This is a genomic window from Anaerosporobacter sp., from assembly GCF_031551385.1.
In the GTDB taxonomy this organism is placed as follows: Bacteria; Bacillota; Clostridia; order Lachnospirales; family Lachnospiraceae; genus Anaerosporobacter.
Genome location: NZ_JAVBNS010000030.1, coordinates 19,699 through 46,297 on the forward strand (window position 1 = coordinate 19,699; position 26,599 = coordinate 46,297).

Here is a 26,599-nt window from a genome sequence, read left to right on the forward strand (position 1 = left end):
AACTCCTCCTATCCTATATCCTACCTTCATACACTCTGCACATCATATGTGAAGGCTCAAGCACTACTGCTTTTTTCAAGAATTCCTCTGCCTTTTTCACATCACCAAGACCAATATTACCTAATGCAATCAAGTAATAGCAATGTACACGATTTTTCAAAGTATAATTCTCTTCAAAAATCAAGAAGTCTGGTAAAGAAACTGCAAAGTATCCAATCTTGACTTCATCTTCTAAATGCTGTTCACCATAATCAATTAAGCGATAGAATCTTGCTTTTGCTTCTTTTGTCTTGCCAAGTTTTAAGTAAGAAAGACCTTGATATAGAATCATATCTGCAGGTTGGTCGTTATAGAACATTGCTCCAGCAGGTTCATCGGTTCCGATTGTTGCTAATGTAAAGCATTCCTCAGCCTCTTCTGTTTTTCCTTGTGCTTCTAATGCAAGTCCTAAATTGTAATAGATATCATTATCTTTCGTACCTTCAAGTTTTCCTTCACCAAGGTTTTCTGGATAAACCAATGCTTTTCTTAACAAGTCTTCCGCTTCTTGGTATTGTCCTTTCCCAGAAGATTCCTTCGCCAATGCAAGAAGTGCCAGTTTGTATTGTGTTGTAATTTTTCCTTCTCCACCTTCCCATGAATGGAAATTATGGTTCATGATGCACTCATAAGCATCCTTGTATCTGCCGCACATATTTACTAAGCTAATATATTCGATGTATAAATCATCTCGTCCTTCAATTAACTCACGGTGAGCTTCATAGTTTTCTAGGCGTTCTTCAAAGCTCCAGTTTAACTTTTTATACAACTGATCCAGTTCTAAGAAGATTCGCACATCCTTGGTATTCAGTGCAAATGCTTTCTCCATCTCTTTCTTTGCCAAATCAGGGTTTTTCATCTTATTGTAGTATACCAGAGACAGATTTCTATGTACCGTTGCAAACTCAGAATCCTCATTTGCAGAAGTCTCCCAAAGTTTTACCGCCTCTTCCCATTGTAACTTATCATAGAACAGATTTCCTAAATAATATGGTGCTTTTGCCTTGCAGCCCTTTGTTATCGCAAACTGTAATACTGCAATATCCTCAAGTTTATTAGGGAAACAATAATCCGAACTACACGCTTCTGCTTTCTTTAAAACTTCTGTTACATCTTCTCCAAGTTCATTGAGGTAGTATGCTTCATAGTAGCGTAGCATTGGATAATCCTTTGTACATTCTCTAAGTAATTCTACAGCTTCTTTATAAGCACCCATTTCCGCATAATCTTTTGCAGTCATTAAATAGTTTTCCTGAAAATTACGCATCTTTTTATTTAACGCCTGACGAAGTGCATCTTTATCTTGACTCAATATAATCTGCTCATTGCAAGACACAAAATCAAATGGATCTAACATAAGATTTTCTTTCACCCATTCTGCTGCCTCTTCCATTCTGTCAAGCTGACGTAATAGATACGCCTTCAAACCTCTTGCTTTGATATTATGTGCATTTTTAACTAACGCCTTCTCAATATGTGCATAAGCATTTGCAAGCTTTCCTGCTTTTGCATCAATTGCTGCTAGATAGTAGAAAGACATTTCCTGCTGCTCATTACTCCATGTTGCCTTGTAGAAACTATCATAAGCATCTTCATATTTTCCTTGATAGAAAAGAGTAAGTCCAAGTAAATAGTAGCTTTCACTGTCATAAGGATTTGGACTTCTTTCGAGCATTCGCTCCAACGCCTTGTTGAAATACGTTTCTGCCTTAGCAAACTGTCCTCTTCTCATCAACAGAGAACCATATGCATTGTTAAGTCGAATATCACCTGGGTCACGTTTTAAACCTTCTAAATAATATGGGTCTGGTAAATATGTTGCATGACGGTACTGCTCAATATGTAAACCTGTTAAATAAAGTTCCTCACATGTCATAACTTCTTCTGGTTCTTTTGCAGCTTTCGCTGGCTCTGGAAGTTTAGGAATTTCCGTTTTTTCTGGTTTATATTCTACAAGACACTTTCCATCTGCATAGATAGAAACATAAAAATCTTCTTCTTTTCTACCTTCACAGGTAACAGTTGAACGATATACATCTACAGGTGAAATCTTTGCGATTTCTCTAAGAATTGTTTCTTCACCAGCTTTTAAGATAATTTCTGCATTCTCATATACACCTGTAGCATAAGCAACAATTTCTACATCCTTGCCATCATAAGTAAAGCTTACTGCTGCCTCTTTTGTAGCATTTTTTACTTGTCCAACTGCTTTATATGGCATGAAATACTGTGTAAATGTCTTTTCCTCAAATGGTTTTAACCATGTAAAGTCTGGTTGATTATCTGTATATACACCAGTCATCAGTTCTACATATGGGCCATCTTCATCAGTTAGATTTCGATCCCATGCCTTACCAAAGTCACCGCAACCCCATGTCCATTGTTTCTTACCTGGTGAGATGTGATGGTCGGCTACATGAAGGATTCCTGCCTCTTTGCCATAATCATATCCACCAACAAAATCATACTTTGATTTTTCTGCCATATAAGAAGTTGGAACTGGAATGTTTTTATAACGCGAAATATCCACACCTTCACTATAATCCTGTTTATAATATACACCTGTGGCAATTGGGAATCTCGAAACATCTCGTTTACCATGATCCATTACTGCATGTACATCTGGTGGGAAAATTGACTGCGTATTATCATTTACTGGTACAGCAGGGTTCGCCCACCATAAAAATGTCTGTGGAACCGCGGTACGATTATACAACTGACCAGTAATTTCAATATATGCTTTTCCCGGATATAACGTAAATTTTGCAATTCCTTTTGTACCATACATCTGGTCAACATCATGAAGTAATACGGACTTACTGCCATCTTCATTTTCAGAAAGTTCAAAATCCACTGGCAAGTATGTTGTTGGTCTGTGATGTTGTGGCCAGTTAAATTCAATACCACCTGAAATCCATGGTCCAATCAAACCAACCAATGCAGGTTTAATAACGTGATTATAATATACAAAATCATAATCGTTGGTCTTATCGTAAGCACGTTGGATACGACCGCCAAGCTCTGGAAGTACCATAACCTTTAGATATTCATTTTCAAGATAAACTGCCGTATATTCTTTATCCACTTTCACATCGCTGATTTTCTCAACGGTTGGATAAGGATATACCTTTCCACTGCTTCCCTGATATACACGTTTATCAAGGAACATAGGATTTTTTTCTGCTTCTCCAATTTCATAAGTAGGTATCATTACCTTTTCAATCCATACTTTTGCTTCTGACATATTTTCCACTGCCTCCTGTTAATTCATAATGTTTGTGTGTCTATATATTGAATATAGCTTTTTTTCGATAAAAAAACATTACGTATACTTGCTCTTCTATTTATATTTATTGCTATTGCCTTTTTCCTCAAAAACCATTAGAATAATGATATAACCAAATCGTGAAAACACTTTTATCACCAGTTTGTTACTAGATTAATGCCATAAACTCATCCTACATAAAATGTAGCATAGAAAAGAGGTCTATTATGAAATCCTGCGAGAAATTTGTTTCACCAAAATCGGACTATTATGTATATTCCCCAAGTATGACTGCTGTGAACACCTTCTTCTATCCGCTTTATTCTGGACACTTTATCTATGAAGGAGGCTACAGTCTATACCGCTCCTCTTACGACAGCTTTCTTCTTATGTACATTCAAAGTGGTAGTTTGACACTGGAGTATGAGGAAAAGACAATTCCTGTCTCTGCTGGTGAATTTGTATTAATTGATTGCTACAAACCACACGCATATTCTTCCGCTACAGGCTGGGAAAGTCTCTGGTGCCATTTTGATGGTTTAGTTGCCAGACCCTATTATACGAATGTCATCTCACACCTTGGAAATGTTTTCTCCATGACTGACCATCACTCTGTTATGGTAATTAGTAAACTGACAAGCATTTATGAAACCTTTCATAACAACAAGGCAGTTAAAGAGGCGTTAATATCAAAATATTTGACTGATATATTAACCAGTTTTCTTCTGTATACACCGTCTACGGTTCGCACCCTTGACTATACCAGTATGTCAGAAAATATTATTTCGTATATCAATGAACATTTTGCAAGTCCACTTTCCATTGAAGAACTAGCCGAGATGTCAGGACTCAGCCAATATCATTTTATCCGAGTTTTCAAAAAAGTAACTGGCTTTACGCCTCATGAGTACATTATTAATACAAGATTGAATACAGCAAAATATCTGCTGAAGAACTCTCAGCTTTCTATAAAGGATATTTGTTTTAATACGGGGTTTTCTTGTGAAAGTGTTTTTTGTAGTTCATTTAAGAAGAATTTTAATGCGACACCGAGTCAGTATCGAAGTATGAGTGAATAAAAGATGGGCTGTCGTTTGAAGGACTTACTTAGGCTTAGGGATTTATGAAAACAAGTTATTTTTGAGTGATATCTTCAAGTGAAGAAAACAAAAATAACCATACAAGAGTAGAAATGCTCAAGTATGGTCATTTTTAAATATATTTCCTTATTAATCGAATTATATATCTCAAGTTTCAGTGCTTTATCGGAATCATATGTAGCATTCATGATTGCTGTCATAATTTTGTGTAATAAGTCTTTGTCAATCTTGCTTGCAGCAACATTTAAGCTGATATTTTCTGTCTTTGTAAGAAAAGTCTGAGCTATTCCTAGATATCCATTCTGAAGTAGGAACAATGTAGATAGTGTAATAGCAAGGTGTTTGTTTCCATCAGCTCATGTCAAAGGTGGAACAAATACTTTTTTACTCATTTTCAATAAATTATTCATTAACAATCTGATCAACTAACCTTTTCAATTCTTCACGATTAGGTAAATATAATTCATATTTAGAGACAAACAAATTTGTATCCATTCCATAGGTTGAATATTCCACAAGTAATTCATCTTTATTTCGACTCATTATTATACCAATAGGAGAATTATCATCTGGCATATTTTCTTCCAATGCAAAATACCCCATATAGGTATTCATTTGACCAACATCCTCATGATGTAACGGGGCTATCTTTAGATCAATTAGTACAAAACACTTTAATATTCTATGGTAAAATACCAAATCACAATGATAATGCTTTCCGCTGATTACCATACTCAGCTTTTACATTTCCTCCCTGCTCATACTCTACAATATACCTTCCTATTGACCAGTAGGTTTGCACAATTACTTGATTAATATTAGTTGCTATTTTATTTTTGGCATCTGCAACAATACTCTCTATATCTACTACCAACTGTACATAGTTTTTATTTTCTAATAAATCATTCAATCCACATACCTCCAATTTTCCAGACACGTCTGGAAATTTTAATACTTAGCGTGTTTTATCAAATTGTTGACTTTCATTTGGTATATATCAACCATTAAATTAGATGAAAGACTTTTCAATTTAGTTTATAACCATTTCGCAACTAATCTCAGTAGCACAACTATATTTTTTCTGATACCTTTGCCATAAGTCAATCAAAATATTCATAGCAGTACCTCCATATAGTTTCTAAGTATCTTTGTAACTCTAAAAACCTCTGCCATTTCCATCAATGTATTTAAATCCTTATCATTACGCTTTACATATTTTTTAACAGCATCCGTTGCAACTGCAATATCCATTTTATTCCTATTTCGTATACAGTCACAAATTGTACGTTCTATCCCATAAACATTTACAGTATTTCCAAACATGGTTTCCATTTGGACAATTCCCAATAAATGTACTTCTCTTTTAATGGAGTAAACAGAAATACCATCCGCAATAATTGCTTTAGCATTATATCCAGTTGGGACAGTAACAGAATAGGAAATAGGGTCACGGTCTGTCAGTTCATGGAGAAATAAAGCTGTTTCATGAGAATATATCATTTTAGGACGACGAATCTGTGCCACATACATCTTATCTGGAAAATCATCTGGAAATACATATACACCATGTGCAGCACGTTCCAATTTGCCTGCATATACTAAAAGTCGTAGTCTCTCATTTGAAATACCAATAGCATTTGCTTGTGCTGCTGTAATTGTACCACTGTTCTGCTCTAATAAGACTTGTAACTCATTTAATACTACCAATTTTACAGTCCCCTTTCGCTTGATATTTATACTTATATTATGAACTATATTTGCGTCAAAATCAAGATATTTTGAAATAGAGTAATTTCACACCATCAACATCTTCAGATAGACCTACCTGTCCACAACACTCTAGTAGTACTACAAAACCACCAACTGTATGATTCCAAACTTCCAAACAAACCAAAAAACGGCATAGCCGATAATTACGACTATGCCGATATTTTCAAGGAATTCTACTCCTTACCTTAGTGAGCCACCTTTTCTTTTTGGTAGCCCAACTATTATTCTTCTATACTCTATTGTTTTGATGCAACAAACTCTGCAGCCTGACGATTTAGCTCATCAAGAATATCCCTGATTCCCGCTTTCTCCAATGCCTTTTTGAACTCAGCAATTGTAGCATCTACATCTTTTACTAATCCATAAAATAATGGTGTATAGTATTTATCAACATTGGCTTCTACTGCTGCTACTTGAGTCGATACATTCGTAGGGTCAAAATTAAATCCGTCATAAACATGATTTGGTTTTATATTACTGTTCCATTCCTCTAAGATTTTATCATAAGAATCATCTAATGGTGTTCTGTTTTCAATATAAGCAGTTCTAGTTAAGTTCATATTTCTCCAGCCCCAGTTACAATTGGCATCAACACCATAACCAGATTCATCAATCTCTTTATACTGATCATCGCCTACAGCTTCCCAATGCTTACCTTCAATTCCTAAGTATGTTAAATCATAGATTTCTTTATCTGTATAGAATGCATTTAAAACCATCATTGCTCGTTCTGCCTTCTTACTATTTGCGTTAATTGAAATACCTGAATTAATATAAGGTTTTACGATTCTTGGCATACCAGCAAACAAGTCACAAAGTCTTACATCCCAAGTTGGATTTTCCCTATTCGCTTGTTTTGCATACAATGTTGTAGTTGCTAAATTCCATAACATACTTGCATTTTTTCCAGTTAAAAGTCCAGTTTGTCTATCTTCATTTTCATAAATGGCATCTTGAGACCAACATCCTGCATCCGCCATTTCCTTTGCTTTTTTACAATAGTCTGTATAGCCATCCCAATCAAGGATGTAATAGAAATTCAAATCCTCTGGGTCTTGTGAATTATATAGAATCATTTCTCCTGATTTTGGTGTTCCACCAGTAACATTCATACCTTTTGACCAGAAATATTGATAGTAAAATCCACCTTGTGATGCATACATGCCATCTGCTGCCAACTTCATAGCAAAGTCATTGAACTGATCTAACGTAGTAATCTCGGAAAAACCGTATTTATCCATTAAATCACCACGTACTGCCGTGATATCCTGACCAAATTCACGATTGAAACCTGGTACCATATAAATCTCACCGTTAATCTTTGCTTGATCCCATGCTTCTGCTGGAACAGCATTCCAGATGTCTGGTGCGTATGTCTGAATAAATTCTTCTGATAATGGTTTAAAACCACCAAGTGTTACTGTTTGCTCATAATGTCCCCAGCTAGTTGCCGTAAATATCAAATCAAAATCTTCATCTGCTGAAAAAAGTAATGGATATTTTTGTCCATGCTCACCCCAGCTAAGAAATTCCACTTTAAGAGTACAATTTAATTTTCTCTCTAAAATCTCATTAACTTTTGCATAAACCTCATCAAAATCAGGTGTACGATCACCAAGTAAATACATCGTTAAATCAACATGTTCAAGCTCTGTTGTTTTACTATCATCTGTAGTTCCATCTTCTTTTGTAGTCCCCTCATTCTTTGTAGTTGATGTGTTATTTTCTTTTTTGTTTGAGGAACCACACCCTGCAAGCATTCCTAGTGATATACTAAGGCAAAGTAATAATGCAAGTACTTGTTTCACTTTTTTTCTCTTCATACAAAAACCTCTCCTTTAATTTTAATATGTATTATCATATCCTTGTAGCCTTTTACTAAGGCTATCTATTTGGATAAATAATCGTTATTATTTACAACAATTAGCCCTTTACAGCACCAATCGTAATACCCTGTACGAAATATTTCTGAACAAATGGATATACCAATACAATAGGGCCTGTTACAACAACGGTTAATGCCATTTTTAATGTTTGTGTCGGCAATGATATGGAACTTACCATGGAACCACTCGCCGCACTATTTGCAAGCAACTTCTTATATGCTTCAATATTGTTTACCTGTTGGTATAAGAAATACTGTAGTGGATATTTCTCTGATGTTTTTACATACAACATCGCATTATACCAATCATTCCAATACGCCAATGCGATAAATAAACCAACCGTTGCAAGTGCCGGTTTAATCAACGGGGTAACGATTTGAAATAAAATTCGAAACTCACCGCAACCATCAATCTTGGCTGCATCAATCAACGATTCTGGCAATGCCATAATATAACTCTTCATAATCAATAAATTATATACGCTGAACAAAAGTGGTAATAACAATGCCAAATAACTGTCTTTGACATTCAGTGTTTTTGTCATCATCAAATAGTAAGGTACCAAACCACCAGAGAATAAAGTGGTAAAATAGAAGAAAAACGAAAACTTGTTTCTCCATTCAAAATCTTTACGTGATAACACATATGCTGTCATGGTCTGTAATAGTAACGCTAATGCAGTTCCCACAACAGTTAGAATAATCGTAGTAGCATACGCTCTAAAAACTACAATTGGTTCTTTGAATACGGTTTTATAAGCTTCTAAACTGAAATCCTGAGGTAATAAACTGAAACCATTTGCCGCAATTGCCTGTTCCGATGAAAATGACCCTGATATAACCATAATAAAAGGAAGTAGACATAGAAGGGCAACAAGACCACAAAATAAATATGCAATTATATTTAAGGCAATCACATCAGAGCCACTTTTTATTTTTCCTGTATTTTTTGTTTTACTCATGTTTAAACACCGTCCCTCCCTTAAAATAATGAATAGTCTTTTTCATACTTGCTAACCAGCTTGTTCACAACCAAAACAGTAGCAAAGCAAAGAACTGACTGGTATAATCCCATAGCTGCTGGCATACTAAAGTTACTTCCACCAACTACTGCTCTAAATGTCAAGGTATCAATTACATCGGTATACTCATATAGCAATCCGTTTGTTCCCGTCAAATTGTAGAACATATCAAAGTTTCCTTTGAAGATACTACCAACAGACAAAAGTAACAAAATAACTGTAGTTGGCATAATAGAAGGAATGGTAATCTTAAAGATTCTTTGAAACACATTTGCTCCATCAATGGATGCTGCTTCGTAAATGGAAGTATCAATACCCATAATGGCTGCTAAGTACAAGACCGACCCATAACCAATCCCCTTCCAAAGATTGAAAAATACAAGAATGAATGGCCATACCTGTGGTGTTGTATAGAATGGTATTTTGTTAAAACCAAGGCTTTGTAATAATCGGTTGATAAAGCCTGTATCTGAACCAAAAAGATTAAATGCGATAACTCCTACTACAACCCAAGAGATGAAATACGGTAAAAACATTAATGACTGTGTTGTCTTTCGATAATGCTTGTTTCGAATTTCTGTCAGGAGCACGGCTACAGCAATCTGCATAACTGTGTTTATGATAATAAATGCCACATTGTAAAGCACTGTGTTCCTTGTAACAAGTCCTGCCTGTCCGGACTTAAAGAAAAACTCAAAGTTCTTAAATCCGTTCCAAGGACTTCCCCAAATACCATCAGCATAGTTATACTTTTTAAATGCCATTACGATACCAGTCATTGGGTAGTAACTGAATATCAATGTGTAGATAATTGCTGGTGAAAGCATCAATAAAAAAATACGGTATTTGTATAATTTATTTAGGAACCCTTTGACGCCTTTTTGTTTATTCATAATTTCTCCGCCTTTCATTACTGCGCTTTATTGTGTTTTTTGATATTTTTATTCTATCATTTGACGTTCTTTTGTGCATTATCCATAATTGCTTACTTATTTATAAAAATTGCTCTCCCCTGTGTTAAGTTTTCCCCATTGCATCTTACTGCAATGGGGAGAAATTAAGGACTTCTGTAGAAAAAGAAAGTTATCCCAATATGTTATTTACTGCTCTACACGTGCCAATCCCAAGGAAAAATTATCAAGATTGCACCATGTATTAGCATCGGATTTCACATAAAATCCAACTGTAATTGTTTCGCTTGCTGAAACAGTAAAGCTGGTATCTAACCTAATCCAGTCTGAGTTTATTGGAAACTCTGATTTTCCAATTATATTTCCTGCACTGTCTTTTACATATACATACAAGTCTTCCTGACCTCCGCCGTTTTGAACATAGCATCGGAGCAAATACGTTCCTCCATCCACTATTGTTAACGTTTGATGTACATCAGCCTCATAAGCCTTATCAGCCCAAGCTGACAATTTTGTTTCACTATTTTGTCCGCCGCCACTTCCAGTTTGAGTATAGGCAGATGTACTACTTGCTGTCCAGCCATCCAGACCATTTTCAAATCCACTGTTAATAACCCCTGCTATCACTTCAGGAAGATACACTGCTATATCTGTTGTTGCTACTCCAAATACCACGGTAATGTTATCTGCATAGCCTTCCATATAGCCATCTTTAGAAACAACAAGTGTTAAACCAGAACCAACTCCTACCCCATCAATAACAAAACTTCCGTCACTTTGAGAAATTGCATTTTTACCGCCAATCATCACTTCTGCACCTGCAACTGCTACTCCCTTTCCATCATAAACATAACCTGATACGGAGCTAGCATTCTCAGTAATCTCATAATCATTATTCGTAGTACTATCCGATATCGTGATACTGCTTTGTTGCATAACATATCCATTACAAGTGATTTTTAATTCATAATCACCTTCTGGAATATAATTCAAAATAAATTCACCACTGCTATTTGTCTGAACAACATTCGAGTAATTGGCATCGGATATTTTTACTACAACATTTGGAACAGCAATCTCTGTACCATCATTCTTAGTTGTCTTTATCATTCCAGAAAAAGAAAACAGACTTTGTGTTCCTGAGATCTGAATTACCTCAGGATGTGTTGCACTTCCTGCCGCAATCACAATATCATTCAGTGTAGCATTTCCTAATCCATCTTTTTCAACTGTAATGCTATATGTTCCAGGATTAACAGCAGGGAAGAAGTAATCTCCCAAACGATTTGTAGTAACCTGAATACCTGTACTTTCCAGTGTAACCACAGCACCACATACTGGATTATTCGCCGCATCTACTACCTTTCCAGCTAACATACCTGTAGTTGTTCCTCTTGTGTTATAGAGGAAAGCAGAAAGACCTACTAATGCTTTACCATCAAAATCAAATAACGCCGTATTATCTACAACATTCACATCCTCTTTATCATTGGATTCAAAAATCGCCCAGCCTACTTGACCACCAGCATACAACATAATTGGGTCCCAATATAGAGAACCTATGCACATGCCGTTTTCAACTCCTTGCATCTCATTGTACAGTTCTATCATAAAGTCTCTCTGTAATTCTGGTGTACTGCTATCTGCATCACCATAAGGTCCATTATGAGAAAGCTGTCCTCCTCGGCCTGCCCCCGATTTTCCTGTCCAGTTAAATCCAGTTTCCATACACATAACTGGTTTTCCAAATTCTTTTACAATCGCTTCTGTAAAATCAGCAAACTGCAATGCCGATTTATTTGTCCAAAATGGATAGAAAGAAGTTCCGATAATGTCATAATCAACATTTCTCTGTCTTGCATTTCCAAAATAAGTTTTATAAAGAGTTGTGTCACCGCCACTATCAAGATGAATGATAATTTTCGAGTTCGGTGCGACCTCTCTTACCGCTCTTGCACCAGAATTATAAAAGCTCGCTAAGTTATCCCATTTACCTGTTGTACCATATGGGAACAGTAAACCACTTCTCGTTTCATTTCCCAAGGATACATATTCTGGCATAGTTCCTTGCTGTTCCATTTTTCCTAACACATCTTTTGTAAATGAATATATTTCATCATTCAATATCTGAACTGCCTCTGACTCTGTCTTTCCTTCAATCAGTGCCTGCCATTCATGAGGAATAATTTGTGTTCCTGGGTTACTCCAATAGTCACTATAATGGAAGGATAATTGAATCTGCATTCCTGTATTTTTAGCTCGTTTTGCTAATCGCAATGCATCCTCTACATCTTGATATCCTTCTGGTACATAGTAACCACCACTTCCACGTCCTTTACCAGGGTCGTTATAAACACGGATTCTAACAATATTCCAGCCATTTTCTGCTAGAATTTCAAGCGGATCTCTCTCTGCTCCTGAATAGTCATAGTATTTGCCGCCTTTATCCTCAACATACGTTAACTCTGTAATATCACCGCCAATTAGCAGTTCATAAGGAGTGTCTTCTTTTTCTAAGCGCAGAGTATCTATACGGCAAACAGAAGAACTTCCGCCTTCGGTGTATAATCCAACTGTAATACTTCCATTCGTTACATGAATTCCTCTAACAGTAACCTTTTTCCAAACATCTGGACTATCATAAGGGAAATTATTGCGTGGTATCGCAGTCATGGCTTTTGATAAACCAGTGTCTGCGGCATATAGATAGCAGGCGTCTTGTCCACCATTGTTTTGTGTCCATGCTGTTAACGTATAATATCCGTCTTCAATTCCAGTTATGTTCTGATAACTGTCAAGAGGGGCACTTCCTTCATGAGAAAGCGCGTAGGAAGAACCATTATGTCCATTTGATACTCTGTTTCCTGCAATTGTCCAAGCTGCATTATCTTCTTCAAAACCATTATCAAGAATATACACATCCTTTCCATATGGGTCATGATAGGTAACTGTTACATCATCAATTGCTAACCACATCCCAGCTGGGCCTGTTACATGGAAACCAACCTTCAAATAACCGTCTTCTACTTCTACATCCTTAGAAACCACTACCCATGCACCGCTATTCTCTGGCAATGCTTGTTCTACTGGATTTTGACCATCATATAAGTCTGTATACATTACTGCACTTGATTGTGAACCATCTGTATAAACCAGTGCCTGCACAGTGTATTTTCCAGCAGGGAGGTTCTTAATTGTCTGGTGAACTTCCACGTCAACAGGATTTGCACTATAAACAGAAAGCTTTGTATCATCATCTCCATTCGGACTCCATGCATCCACTTGAACTGCATCTGGATTACTTACTGTCCAACCACTGTAATCGGTTGTAAATCCTCCATTAACTAATACTCCATCACTAGCATCGGTTGGATATTCTTGCAATGCACCTGTTTTTTCAAATGTAACATAGTCAAGGTAACCTGTCACACTAGCATCAATTGCCCCAATCACGATTTGCAAATCTAACTTATTGTCCTTCTCAACACGTACTTTTGTTAACTCAATTTTGTCCCAAGTTTTTGTCTCATCAATCTGCGTTGCACCCGCACTTTCAAGAGCAATGCTTTTACCATTTGCAACTAAAGATGAACCTTCGAGTGATCCGTCTGCCCATACAAACAGAGATACGGTATAAATTCCTGGTTCTACAGTTAAACTTTGAGATAATGTTGTATTACAGTTCCACTGATCAATGTTTTGCGAATAAGAGCCTTCATAGGCAACCGAATCTGTTGTCCAAACAGTATTTGTCATATTCCATTCTTTTGCTATCCAGCTATTTGCTGTTGTCATTTCTTCGAAGCTGCCATTTGGAACTGACAAGTCATATACGATATCATTATCTTGTGGAGGTTCATTTCCACCTTGGTTTTCATTTCCTCCTGAAGAATTGTCGCCACTTGAGGAGTTGTTATCACCTGACGAATTACCTGCATCAGAGGAATTGTTCTCTGAATTTCCGTCATCATTATTTACTGTATCATTTTCCCCAATTACTACTTCTTTTCCTGACTCAACTAACACCTTATTCTCACCACCTGTCGTTACCTCTACTGACTTTGAAGTTTGATTATTAATCTTAATTTCCACGGTCTTTGAACTCCTATCAATACTTGTTCCTTCCGCTCCTGCCTCCAAACTTAATTCCATATTTGCATCAATCACTGCCTTTATTGGAACTGTTGTTTTTACATTTGCCCCATTTGCTTTTTTTGATACCTTCAAATTAACTTGCTTTGTACTTCCATTCATATCTAATGATGCAGCCGCATCCATTGTTACTGTCTCAACTTCTCCATTCACAGTAAGCTTCACTTTAGCAACTTTACTCAGTAAAATGTCTTTTACTTTCCCAGTTACCTTCAATGATATGTTGGCATCTTTTTTTGCTAAGGTAATGTTATTTACATTTCCTGCTTTTCCTACCACAATATTCGCATTGACTGTGGTTACTTTAATTTTGTTTCCAACAGCATGTTCTGTCCACTTTTTACTTCCTTGTATTGTAATATTTTTAAATACGCCCCTATTCGTAATCTCTGATTTAGGAGCATTCACTACCAACGTTTTCTTCTCATAATTTCCCGATGGAATCGTGAATTTCTTCTCCTTATCTGTTTTAATTGTAATTTTAGTCACTTTACTATTCTTTAATGCTTTGTCAATACCCGCCTGCGTTGTTACTACTACCTCTGTCGTTACTGTAACAGCACAGCTTAGATTATATTGCTTTTTCCCTGCTGTTACTTTACAGGTAATTGTTGTATTCCCTTTTTTTACTGCTGTTACTTCCCCTTTACTTGTTACGGTTGCAATCTTTTTGTTACTAGATGACCATGTGTACTTGGAACCTGCAACTTTGTTTTGAACCTTTAATGTTGCTTTTTCCCCAATGGTAATGGTTTTCTTTGTCTCACTAAGTTTTGGTTTTGTAGCTGCCTTAGCACTTTGTGACGGCACACCTCCTAGTAGTAGCACAAATACCATCAGCCAAGATACTATACTTCGGATTTTCTTCGGCATCTTGTTACCTCCTCCAATTTTTTGTTTATTTTGAACGTTTTCAGTATAACTTACTATAGATTTTTAGGCATTATTCTGAATTGCTCTTGTATTGAGAAAAATTGCACTTTGAAAAATAACTACAAAAAAACATAAGAAAATGCGACTAGCTTGCCAGTCGCATTCTCCAATTATTTCGCAATATCAATTATATTTTATAAACTCCCGGAAATGAATCTGGTATTTCTACTGCACCAGCTACCTTGTTATAGAAACTCTCGTTTTTTTCAGCTGACCAGCCTACAATCGCATATGCATAGCCCTCTTCCCTCATAGCGTACAGTGCAGTAAGAAGAAGTTCCTTGCCTATTTTTTTCCCACGAAAGTGTTCATCTACACCAATTGGACCAAAAAAATTCCGATAACTTACATCATAGCAAGAGAAACCTACGATTTCCTTATGGTTTTTTGTTGCAACAAAACAGGAAATGGGTGTATGAAAGAAGGCTGCTTCACATTCGTTCTTCCAAGCATCACTAAAATTAGTTTTTACATAATCCAAAAGTTTTTCCTTGTCACTGACCAAAGGACGATGAATTTCAATTCCCTCACTCTCCAAATCCTTGTTGAGTTCTTGGTAAGGCGGTAAATCATAAAGTTTTACAAGCATGTCAAAATTTCTCATAATATCTACCTCTCTACTTAATAGTACGATATAAGGGAAAAAGGGGGCTGTTGCAAAGATAAACTTTAACCAAAACATATAGTGCTATTTTATCTATATTAAAACGTTGGGGGAAAAATATATTTTGGTATCCTATTATATGATTTCAAGCACAGCTTCTAAAACTGGTTTAATCTCAACACTCTCCAATTCCGCAATGGAATTCTCTTCTACTTCCATACGTCCTGCCATTGTAGAAGAAACATCAATCTTAACATCTCCTTTTATTGGCGTAATCAGAATCGTAATCTCGTTATTCATTTCTGGTTTCCATACTTCCTTCAAACCAATTTCCCAAACTGCTTGATTGCTGAAATTATCTGAAATCATTTCCCCATTAATAAACGCTTGTGCAATATTTCCTTTATACATAATCTGCATCAAAGCATCTTTGCATTTCTCATATGTTTCTGGAATCTGTACCGTATATCGAGATGGGCCAACTTGTTTACTATCCAACTTTCTTGATTCTGGCTTATTCTCGCCCCACTGAACTACAATACCTTTCCACCCATTCTCTTCCACTTCTCTGATAACCGTATCTCCCATTACTTCCTTTAGCTCGCAGCTAGGGTACATAAACAATTCTACACATTCCATATTGTTAGAATTTTCTACACGAATATTCTTTCCATCATATAGTAACGGACTATTGCATAGTACTGCAGTTTTTTGTCCCTTTACTTCAATCTCATAGAAATTAAGGCTTTGCTCTCTTGTTAATGTAATAATTTCAACTTCTTTTCCGTTTCCAGATAGTTGATACGAAGACATTTCATCTGCTGGCTGTGAAATGGATAGACAAGTTTCATGTACGGCTTTTCCATCTATCATTTCTATGCCATTTCCATCCCAAACATATTCCGGTGTTACTCCTTCCGGTGCAAAGAAGATATACGTATTACGCTCTTCTGTTCGAATAATGGAAAGTGGCTGTGCTTTTGCATAGTTTAAACAGAATCCATCCACGTCCATTTTAAAAGGAAATACTGCCTCTTCTCCTGCCTCCAATGAAATATGATCGATCACGATTTCTTCCTCTGGCAATACGATTGTAATCTTCTCATTTTCTTTACGTTTACAAACCATATGATCTTGATAGTTATTCAAGAATAAGAAACCACTTTTTCCGTCCGTTCTAATTGCATAACGAAGCGTTTCCACATCCTCAGGTTTAATATCTTGGGAGTTTTCTGGCAATACGGTTTCCATATCACAAAACCTGTCTTGATAGTTCCCTACAAATGTATGCAATGCTCGTAAGCGATGATAGCTTGGTCGTACTTGTCCATATTCTCCAAGTGCTGCCTGATAATCATAAGAGATTTTAGGGCACTGACACTCATTCATATATGGTGTCTTTTCTCCTTTTGGATTACTGCCACCACGATACATATAGTAGCCCAAGAAGTTACATCCACTTGCCAACTTAATATTCGCCATAGCATCTACACTTTCATAAGGCAGTTGGAATCTGTAGTTATAGTAAAGGGACATTCCACCACCCATTTCACAGCAGGCATATGGAAAGCTTTCTGGTTCATATGTTGGCTCAAAATTATAAGTTTTCGGTACTTGGTTATTGTGGTTGTCACGGTAAATATATTCTGGTGTTGCTGGATGCTCTCCCGAATAGTCATAGAAAATCCATGGCCAGAACGCATATCCGCCCCATAATGGAAGCATCTCATCGGTTGGTGTTGCTGCACCACCCCAACCTGTACAGGTATAAAATGGTGTGCAAATTCCCTCATCCTGTGCCATCTTTTTTAGTATTTTCATATATTCCACACCATCACTACCACCAGGTACCCATTCATTCGTTACGCCAGTAGTCATCTCCCATGGTGCAGCAGAATGCATATATTCATTTTCAATTTGAGCCCCAATAATCGGACCGCCATCTTTAAAATAAAGCCCATCAAACTGCTCTGCAAATTTATGATACAGAATTTTTGTATATGCTAAGAATCCCTCGTTATTGCTTCGCACCTCAAATGGTTTTCCATACATCCAATCTGGCAAACCTCCATTTCGTACTTCACCATGGTCAAAAGGCCCAATTCGTACAATCACGTACATATTGTGTTTTTTACAAAGTTCTATGAATTTTCGAATGTTTCTGTTTCCATCAAATCGGAATTGTCCTTCTATTTCTTCATGATGAATCCAAAACATATAGGTCGCAATTATATTAATTCCACCCATTTTCATTTTTAAAATGGTGTCTTCCCATTGATTTTCATGTACTCTGGAGAAATGGCATTCACCTGTAATACCAAAGAATGGTTTGCCGTTCATCTCCATGTAGTAATTTGTAAAAGATAATTCCTTCCCACTTGGGTCCTTTCCATAGAATTTATCTGAAAGTTTTGTTCTTTCTCTTTTGCGATAGCTTGTCAAATTGATTTTATTTTCCATGTCTTTTCCTCGCTTTTCATATATTTAATAATAATTCAAGATTTTGTTTTTTTAATTACTCTGTTCGCTGTTTAACATAATAAACTGAATATCAAAAATCATCTAAATAGTTACTTTATATTTTTATTTTCTTCTTCGTAAAACAACGGTTTCTAACCCTTTTATTTTTTGTCCTTCACTACCCAAAGTCCATTCACAATCCATTGGTTGTTCCATTTCAACTTCATTTAAATTGAAATTTTGTATAAATATATATATAAACTCTTCTGATTCTCTACTACTAACTGCAACTCCTTGAGGAACCTTTACTTCCCCTAATATAGTAGGGATATTGTTTTCTGCTACTACTACTTGATAGAAATCATCATAGAATCCTTGCTCCATGTCTGCACAAATATAGTATGCCTTTCCTTTTCCATAGGAATTACAAGTAAGAGCAGGATAACCAGCATAAAAATCTTCCTCATATTTCATCAATGTTTCTGCAGTACTTGTCTTCACTAAGTCACAGAGATGTTCACAGGAATATTTCTTATTTAAACCGCTATATGAATTGTCTGCTGGTGCAATCGTATTATATTCACCATCATATAATCCATCTATTTCCTCTCTTCGAAGTCCCATCACATCCATCAATCCATGAGGTGTTCCTTCCAGAAAACACAAATCGGATTCATCCACAATACCACTCCAATATGTCATAATCAAGATTCCGCCTTGTTCAACAAACTCTTTGACGTTCTCTTCAAAACCAGCTCGAAACATATAGAGCATTGGAGCTACCACCACTTTGTATGGTTCCAAAGCTTGCTCCATATCTATCACATCTACATTCATTCCTAGTTTTTTAAAGGCAAAATATGATTTTTCTACGGTTTCCTTATAATATAAACCTTTATTTCTTGGTCCAGCAGCATTTTCCATCGCCCAACGGTTTTCCCAATCGTATATCACTGCAACCTTTGAATCAACATTCGTACCGCAGACTTCAGACAGCACATTAAGATTTTCTCCAGTTGCCTTCACCTCTTGAAACACACGAGTATCCGTTCCACCATAATGGTCAATCACAGCACCATGAAACTTCTCAGAAGAACCTCTGCTTTGACGAATCTGAAAGTATAATACACTATCAGAACCATGAGCAATTGCCTGTAAAGATGCTGCCTCTAACATTCCCGGTCGCTTTAACTTACTTACGCTTTGCCAGTTTGTAGAAGAAGGACAAGACTCCATTAGCAAAAATGGTTTTCTCTTAATACTTCTCATTATATCATGTTGCATCGCATTATCCATTGCTGTTAAGTATTCATTCCCTTTATGCCATGTAGGGTAGGAATCCCATGTAACAAAATCTACAACTTCTGCAAACTTATGATAATTCAAACCTTCAAAATTATACATCATATTAATGGTCGCTGGTTTATCCGAACCAACCTCTCGCACTGCATTTATTTCCGCTTTTACAAAATCTACTGTTCTATCTGTAACAAATCGTTTCCAATCCAAAGTTAAGCCATGCAAAGCTGTTTCTCCTCTTACCGAAGGACTTTCAATCTGTTCAAAACTTTGATACGTGTGACTCCAAAACGTAGTATACCAACATTTATTCAATTCATGAATCGTTCCATATCGTTCTTTCAGCCATTCACGGAATTTTTCCTGACAAAGAGGGCAATGGCATTCTCCTCCAAATTCATTTGAAATATGCCAAGCCAGTACCGCAGGATGATTTCCAAATCGTTTCGCCAATTCTTGATTTATCCTTCTTACTTTCTCCCGATATACCGGTGATGTATAGCAATGGTTATGGCGAAGACCATACAAATCCCGATGCCTTGAACTATCTACCCGCAGTACCTCTTGGTATTTATCTGCCATCCATTTTGGTCTTCCTCCAGAAGGTGTAGACAAAAATACCGAGATACCATTTTTATATAAAGTATCAATTCTTTCCTCCATCCAGTCAAAAGTGAAATTCCCTTCTTCTGGCTCTAACGCCGACCAAGCAAATATACCTAAAGAAACGACATTAATATGTGCTTCCTTCATATACGCAATATCTTTTTCTAATATTTCCGGATTATCTAACCATTGTTCCGGATTATAATCTCCACCATAAAATAGCTCTGGAAACCCCGCAAAATTCATTCCCATAATTCCTCCGTTCTGCTACGTACCTTCAACATTTTTCAGACACGCCCTAGTTATTAATTGCTATTTTATCAGTAAAGTTGATAATATGCATTTGTTTGAATTGCTTTGTTATTGAGAAAAATTGCGGTGGAGAAATATGTTGGTTAAGGTGAATTGGAGTAGAATCAAAATCTTGTAGAATTGCAATTTATTTGTTGTTAAAGTTGTCTTTCTAGACAGACTCAAGCTAACATACAAAAGGATAACCATAAAATATAAGACTAAATTCTAGTCATCTATATTCCACAGTTATCCTTTTGTATGTTACTACTCTTTATCTAGCCAAGAACGACTCCTTGATTTAAACAATCACATCAAATATCTGTTTCCCATATGCTTCTACCCATTTCGTCTGTCCGCACTGGTTGCTTTGTTTCTTAAAATCGAATGTAAGTAAATATCCTTTATCAACATTCTTGCTACTTCTTGCACACCATGCAGCGTCCAGTTTTTATCCAGCTTTTCATCAATGCAAAACCAATTACACTCCACACACAATCTTCATAGAAAACAAATCCATACTTTTTTAGAAACGCTTAATCATAATGCTTACAAAAAGAAAGTGAGGTATTTCTCCCCACTTTCCACTAACATTTCTAATATACCAATTGATTACGTCCTTACACTTTCTGATTGTTTTAACTTACATACCAACAAACAAGCAATTAAAAGAGTAACTATAACCGTACTATTAAAAAGCAATAACATATTTTCTTCTAAAATATCTACCGAATAATTAAAAACAGCATGATACCCTACTGCAAACCAAATACTCTTTGTTTTAATACACATAATAGATAGCCCTATACCAATTGCAAATGCATATAAAAAATCTATTATAAGATTGTATTCAGGATTGATAATATGCATTATACTAAATAAGAATGATGCAATTATTATTGCATTTTTATTATTTGTAATTTTATGAAAGACTCCAAATAAGTACCCTCTGAATAGAATTTCTTCTGAAATCCCCAAAATCAGCCAACCAAAAAACATTGCTCTATAACTATAATACACAGCATTTCCACTTATGATATTACTTTTTATTGATTTGCTAAAATATAAATTTAGTACCTCATAATTTAGAAAAACTATTAGAGCACCTATCAAAAAATAGATCAAGTCTTTTATTCTAATTCTGATAAACATGTCTTTTAATCCTAATCCATCAAACATAACACCAGAAACAATAGAAGTTATGATGAAACATAATCCTTTACCGTAGTCTTCCAGCCATTGCACGTTGAATATCCTGTTTACGAACCTTAATGCTATTAAAAGGATTATCCAAATCACCAAATAACGCATTACACCTAAAAGAATTTTTATTAACCTCTTCAAAGATTCAGCTCCTTCTAGTTTTATAGAATATATCCCTATGTCCTTATTTAATACTCTCTTAATAAATTTTTCAACTTGCTAATTTCTATTTGTGGTATCACTATAAGTATAGAAACTAGGGAAACTCCAATACCAACCAACAATAACAGTATAAAATCCACAGATGGTCTTACATAATCTATATCTAAAAAAACATTTAAGAAAGCATTTGTAAATACATTACATAGAATATAAGATATAATACTTGCGATCGTTCCACTTATTACAGCTTCAAATAAAATCATTCTTATTAATCTCTGTTTTACTGCACCAAAAACGCCATACAGCATAAACTCCTTCTTTCTTTCAATCATATCAATTAAAATAATATTTGTCATAAACAACACAAACGAAAGTATGGATATAATTGAAACAGCGGTAAACAATGTTACTTGTTGTCTAATCGTTTTATACAAAGATGGCGACAAATCATTTATATTAATAATAAAGCAGTCATCAATCGATTCATATAAGCTAAAAATAGTCTCATCTATACTATCGTCTTCTATATTCATGTAATATGTCAAGGAAGTCCAACCTATCGATTGCGTTAGGGACTTCAATGGAACTTTTATCTCAGATGTATTAATCAATTGCTTATTATAAATCCCTATTATTTTATAGTTATTTACTACATTATCAACTTTTACTTTAATCGTATCGCCACAATGTATTTCTGCTATCTCTGCCAAATAACTATTTATTATCGCTACATTTTCATAATCATCCTTACTCAAAGATCTTCCCTCTACTATCTCTAAGCCCAAATCCTGCTCATTTAAGTCCAGTCCTTCTATTGTAAGATTTTTCATAAATTTTTTGTCATCTAAATTATTAATATTATCTGTCACCACTTGAAAACTAGAATTGTTATGCTCAATTATTCTTACATCAGACTTTAAAGATTGGGAATAACTTTCAATTGATTTCGTATCCTCCAGAATGGCATTAATTTCATTTCGATTCTCTTCTTTACTAACTAATACTGTATTAAATCCCACTTGGTTCTGTATTGTTTGCTCAACACCAGATAAGATACTTCCAGAAATATTTATGGTTAATCCTATTGAAATTAAACCTATTGACAGAACCAAAATTGTAATTAATAATTTTTTAGTTTGTTTTTCCAACCTTTTCAGTACTAAAATAGGTGTCATTTTTCCCATAGGTGTTAATTTCCCTAAAAGCAAAATAAATTTTATAAATAATTTCATAAACAAATAACTAATTATAGCTAAAAGCAAAATCACAAATAGATATAAACAAATCAAGACGCTTTTATAATAGAGCACAGATCCAATCGTTATTACTATAGCAATGATTGATATTGGTTTGTAAATTTTAAACTTAACTTTTTTTGAAAATTCTTCTTCTCTTATAATCATTACTGGCGAAAGCGAATTTGTTACCTTTATTGGAATATATGAAAACAACACACTAATCACTATGGTGAAAACAAAGACTAATAGGATATCAAACACATATTCACTATAGAATTGAAACTGCGTACTCGTATATAAATAATTATTAATGATATAGGAAATTGCAACACAAATAGGCAATGCGATTAGGAATGATATCACTCCAATTAAACAAGAATCCAAAACAATCATTTTATTTAATTTGTTTCCACTCATGCCAAAAACCCTCAATACGCAAAGCTCTTTTTGTTGCTTTTGCACATTTAGGATGGCAGTACAGGCAATTCCTATTCCGCCCATTAATGCAGCCAAAATTCCAATAATACTAATACTTTTCATTATACTACGTACTTCTAATTCCATTTCATTATATAACTTATTCGATGTAACTATCTCTTCCTCACTAAATACTTTAGATAGTTCCTCATTGATTTCATTCTCATTATTAGAAGTATACTTTATATATATCTTATTCATTGGGAATTGCTTATTTGAATAAAAATTATTAATATGCTGATAATCTACAAATCCATACCCAAAAAGATTCATATCCAAATCATTCTCTTTATCCACTTCAACGATATCTATTACATTATATTTGATTTCATTTCCGGACTGAGGATCTAATATTGAAATCAGATCGCCTTTTTTACAATTAAGCTGATTCGCCTGATTCATACTCAATATAATGTTTGGTTCCTTACTATTAAGAATTCCATATTTTTCCTTTGCATAAAATGGGTAATTGTCAGATTGTATGAATCTTATAATTATTGTCGAAGATTTATTCCCATATTTTGCATTACTTTTTACCCACGTTGCACAGGTATAATCAATCAGCCCTTGCTTTTTAATTTCTTCTAATACATTCTGTTGCTTTTCATTAATTGAATTCTCGTATGGGCTAATGCATATATCTCCACAATTATACGATTTAGAACTATATTCCAAACCTTTTATGTTATTTGTAGTAGAAATTTGTATAGCTAAAATTACAGCTAGTCCAATAGCAACAGACAGTATGCTTAATATTGTTTGAAATTTATTCTGTTTATATTTATTCAATATATATTTCAATAAAAACATATTTTCTTCCTTTTCCCCAAATATTTATTTTATTTTTCCGTCTTCAATATGAATGATTCGATCTGCCTGTTTTGCTATATCTAAGTCGTGAGTAACCATTACCACTGTCATTTTAGTTATTCTCCTAATTTTAACTATCAAATCAATTATCAGCTGTCCATTTGCTTTATCCAATGCCCCTGTTGGTTCATCTGCAAATAAAACTCGTGGCCTGTTAACAAGAGCACGTGCAATTGCTACTCTCTGCTGCTCCCCACCTGAAAGCTGCTTTGGATAATTTTTTACCCTGTTTTGAAGTGACACTTCTTTTAGCAGTTCCACTGCCCTATCGTCCATTTTACCTTTGTCTTCTGAAAAATATAATGGTATTTTTACATTTTCTAAAATATTCAGATCTGGAAGCAAATTAAAGGATTGAAATATAATACCTATGTTGCCATTTCTAAATTCTGTCAACTGTTTATCCTTCATCGTTAAGATTTCATGATCACATACTTCAACGGAGCCAGAACATTCATTATCTAGTCCTGAAAGAATACCAAGCAACGTACTTTTTCCGCTCCCGCTAGGCCCCATTATTGATACAAATTCATTTTCCTCTATTTCCAAATTGATTGAGTCCAATATAGGTATCGTATGTTTCTCTTGTTGAATATGCTTTTTTAAATCCTTTACATTAATTATTGGCTTCATAAAATAACCTTTCTTTTATGATTTTTTGATTTTAAACAATCTAATGTTTCTCCTATCAATTTGTTTTTATTATAATTTTGTTTCTTTTGATTTTCAATAATTTTGGTGTGAAATGACTTTTTTTGGTGTGAATAATAATAATCAAATCATAATAAAAACCCCACTCTATCTGTGAGTGGGGTTTTTAAATCAATACTTCTAACTATTTTTTTATCTTCTCATTCTTCGTATTTAAGATAGCTTTTCCTATTTTCATAAAACGTCAAACAAATAAATTGAAACAAAAAATGTATTATCTCTGCACAAGAAACTTATTTCCCCATATTTTTCAACGCTCTCAGTTAAATTCACAATTCCAAAACCATGATTTCTTTTGTCGTTTTTTGTCGAGCCACGATCTATTGTTTTTATATCAAAACCATCATCCACAGGATTTTCAAAGCTAATAAATAATACATTCGAATAACTTTTAATAAAAACATTTATTTCTTTATCCCGATTATTCTTTAACTCAATACATGCTTCAACAGCATTAGACAACGCATTGTAAAAAATAGTACATAAATCAATATCTGATATCTTAATATTAGCTGGTACATTTCCTTGGAAATTGATTTTTATATTGTTTTCTATTATTTTGCTATACATTTGATTTATAACAGCATCAACAATTTTATTACCTGAATTTATATTTTCTTTTGCTAATTCACTTACATTTTTCAATAAATCACAGACATATTGACTTACTTTAACATAATCATTCTCTTCTGCAATCTGATAGATACAGTTTAAATGACTATTTAAATCATGTTTAAATTTTCTAATGTTTACATCATTTTCAAAAATCCTTTTATAATTTTCATTTTGCATTTCAAACAATTTATTTTGCCATCTTTTTTGTTCTAGATGATATTGATGTGAAGAATCTAACGCTAATAAAATTATGATAATTATAAATGTAGTTATTATACCAATCAAACCAAAAATTACGCTAATTGTACTATTGGTTTTATTTGTATTATATTCCTGTGCCCAAAAAAGATATTCCATAATAATAACCCAGCATACCATTGCAATTGCAATAAGAATATAATAATACCATTTTATTTTTCTCATATTTACATTAACAAATTTCGATATTAACAAAACCATTCCTATAATCAATAAATATAATATAATTTTGAACAAATAAACATTATATATTTGATAAACATAATATTTTGTAATTATTTGCACAATGCACAAACCAATTTCAATTATAATTCCATTCCCTATATATACACATATAAAAATCAATATTTTGGTATGCATTTTTTCATCAAATATTAATAATACAACTAAAAATTCAACTAACATGCTAACACAAATACTTACATAATCATTCTGATATAATGTCGTAAAGAAAAAAACAAGTACAAATAACACACTTATTACGTAATATAATACTGGTTTCTTTATTAATTTGATTTTAAATAATTTATTAAGCATAACTATCATTATCATCATTTCTAAAATTTCTACCAATAAAACTCGTCCAAATAAAACTAAAATCATCATATTATCTTGCCTTTCGCTTAATAAACTCAAAATATGCTTCTCTAAACTTCAAATATATTTTTTGAGACACACGATACTCATAATTATTAATTAACTTAATATTATTTTTTATTGATACAACG

General features: G+C 34.4%; 16 protein-coding genes. 1 reads left to right on the top strand and 15 read right to left on the bottom strand.

What is annotated here, in order from left to right:
* Positions 1–13: 13 nt before the first annotated feature.
* Positions 14–3,283 carry a DUF5107 domain-containing protein gene (locus RMR19_RS03740; RefSeq protein WP_310602155.1) on the bottom strand — a complete coding sequence of 1,090 codons (3,270 nt, stop codon included), beginning with the start codon at positions 3,281–3,283 and terminating at the stop codon, positions 14–16.
* A 248-nt stretch (positions 3,284–3,531) separates the two neighbouring features.
* On the opposite strand from RMR19_RS03740, the gene RMR19_RS03745 reads away from it, so the two are divergent.
* A complete protein-coding gene (locus RMR19_RS03745; RefSeq protein WP_310602156.1) occupies positions 3,532–4,383 on the top strand; it encodes an AraC family transcriptional regulator in 852 nt (283 codons plus the stop codon).
* A 423-nt stretch (positions 4,384–4,806) separates the two neighbouring features.
* Here the strand turns inward: RMR19_RS03745 and RMR19_RS03750 are convergent, their stop codons facing one another.
* The 14 genes from RMR19_RS03750 to RMR19_RS03815 form a co-directional block, all read right to left on the bottom strand.
* Positions 4,807–5,136 carry a PDDEXK nuclease domain-containing protein gene (locus RMR19_RS03750; RefSeq protein ID WP_310602157.1) on the bottom strand — a complete coding sequence of 110 codons (330 nt, stop codon included), beginning with the start codon at positions 5,134–5,136 and terminating at the stop codon, positions 4,807–4,809.
* The gene (locus tag RMR19_RS03755; protein WP_310602158.1) at positions 5,105–5,314 is read right to left on the bottom strand and encodes a DUF1016 N-terminal domain-containing protein; all 210 of its coding nucleotides are present in this window, start codon (positions 5,312–5,314) and stop codon (positions 5,105–5,107) included. Before RMR19_RS03755 ends, RMR19_RS03750 begins: the two co-directional genes overlap by 32 nt.
* Positions 5,315–5,517: 203 nt before the next feature.
* A complete protein-coding gene (locus tag RMR19_RS03760) occupies positions 5,518–6,111 on the bottom strand; it encodes a type IV toxin-antitoxin system AbiEi family antitoxin domain-containing protein (protein ID WP_310602159.1) in 594 nt (197 codons plus the stop codon).
* Positions 6,112–6,410: 299 nt separating this feature from the next.
* Positions 6,411–7,997 (bottom strand): ABC transporter substrate-binding protein, encoded by a 1,587-nt coding sequence (locus RMR19_RS03765; RefSeq protein WP_310602160.1) that lies wholly within the window; start codon positions 7,995–7,997, stop codon positions 6,411–6,413.
* A 100-nt stretch (positions 7,998–8,097) separates the two neighbouring features.
* A complete protein-coding gene (locus RMR19_RS03770) occupies positions 8,098–9,021 on the bottom strand; it encodes a carbohydrate ABC transporter permease (protein ID WP_310602161.1) in 924 nt (307 codons plus the stop codon).
* A 20-nt stretch (positions 9,022–9,041) separates the two neighbouring features.
* Positions 9,042–9,974, bottom strand: coding sequence for an ABC transporter permease (locus RMR19_RS03775; RefSeq protein WP_310602162.1), 933 nt, complete (start codon positions 9,972–9,974; stop codon positions 9,042–9,044).
* A gap of 207 nt (positions 9,975–10,181) precedes the next feature.
* Positions 10,182–15,017, bottom strand: coding sequence for a glycosyl hydrolase 53 family protein (locus RMR19_RS03780; RefSeq protein WP_310602163.1), 4,836 nt, complete (start codon positions 15,015–15,017; stop codon positions 10,182–10,184).
* 187 nt (positions 15,018–15,204) lie between these two features.
* Positions 15,205–15,681 (bottom strand): GNAT family N-acetyltransferase, encoded by a 477-nt coding sequence (locus tag RMR19_RS03785; RefSeq protein ID WP_310602164.1) that lies wholly within the window; start codon positions 15,679–15,681, stop codon positions 15,205–15,207.
* Between the two features lie 135 nt (positions 15,682–15,816).
* A complete protein-coding gene (locus tag RMR19_RS03790; protein ID WP_310602165.1) occupies positions 15,817–18,141 on the bottom strand; it encodes a beta-galactosidase in 2,325 nt (774 codons plus the stop codon).
* Between the two features lie 123 nt (positions 18,142–18,264).
* A complete protein-coding gene (locus RMR19_RS03795) occupies positions 18,265–20,298 on the bottom strand; it encodes a beta-galactosidase (RefSeq protein ID WP_310602166.1) in 2,034 nt (677 codons plus the stop codon).
* 651 nt (positions 20,299–20,949) lie between these two features.
* Complete coding sequence (locus tag RMR19_RS03800; protein ID WP_310602167.1) at positions 20,950–21,681, bottom strand: CPBP family intramembrane glutamic endopeptidase; 732 nt, start codon at positions 21,679–21,681, stop codon at positions 20,950–20,952.
* A gap of 47 nt (positions 21,682–21,728) precedes the next feature.
* Positions 21,729–24,206 carry an ABC transporter permease gene (locus tag RMR19_RS03805; RefSeq protein WP_310602168.1) on the bottom strand — a complete coding sequence of 826 codons (2,478 nt, stop codon included), beginning with the start codon at positions 24,204–24,206 and terminating at the stop codon, positions 21,729–21,731.
* Between the two features lie 45 nt (positions 24,207–24,251).
* On the bottom strand, positions 24,252–24,920 hold the full coding sequence (locus tag RMR19_RS03810) for an ABC transporter ATP-binding protein (RefSeq protein WP_310602169.1): 669 nt from the start codon (positions 24,918–24,920) through the stop codon (positions 24,252–24,254).
* A gap of 252 nt (positions 24,921–25,172) precedes the next feature.
* Complete coding sequence (locus tag RMR19_RS03815; RefSeq protein WP_310602170.1) at positions 25,173–26,477, bottom strand: sensor histidine kinase; 1,305 nt, start codon at positions 26,475–26,477, stop codon at positions 25,173–25,175.
* Between the last annotated feature and the right edge of the window lie 122 nt (positions 26,478–26,599).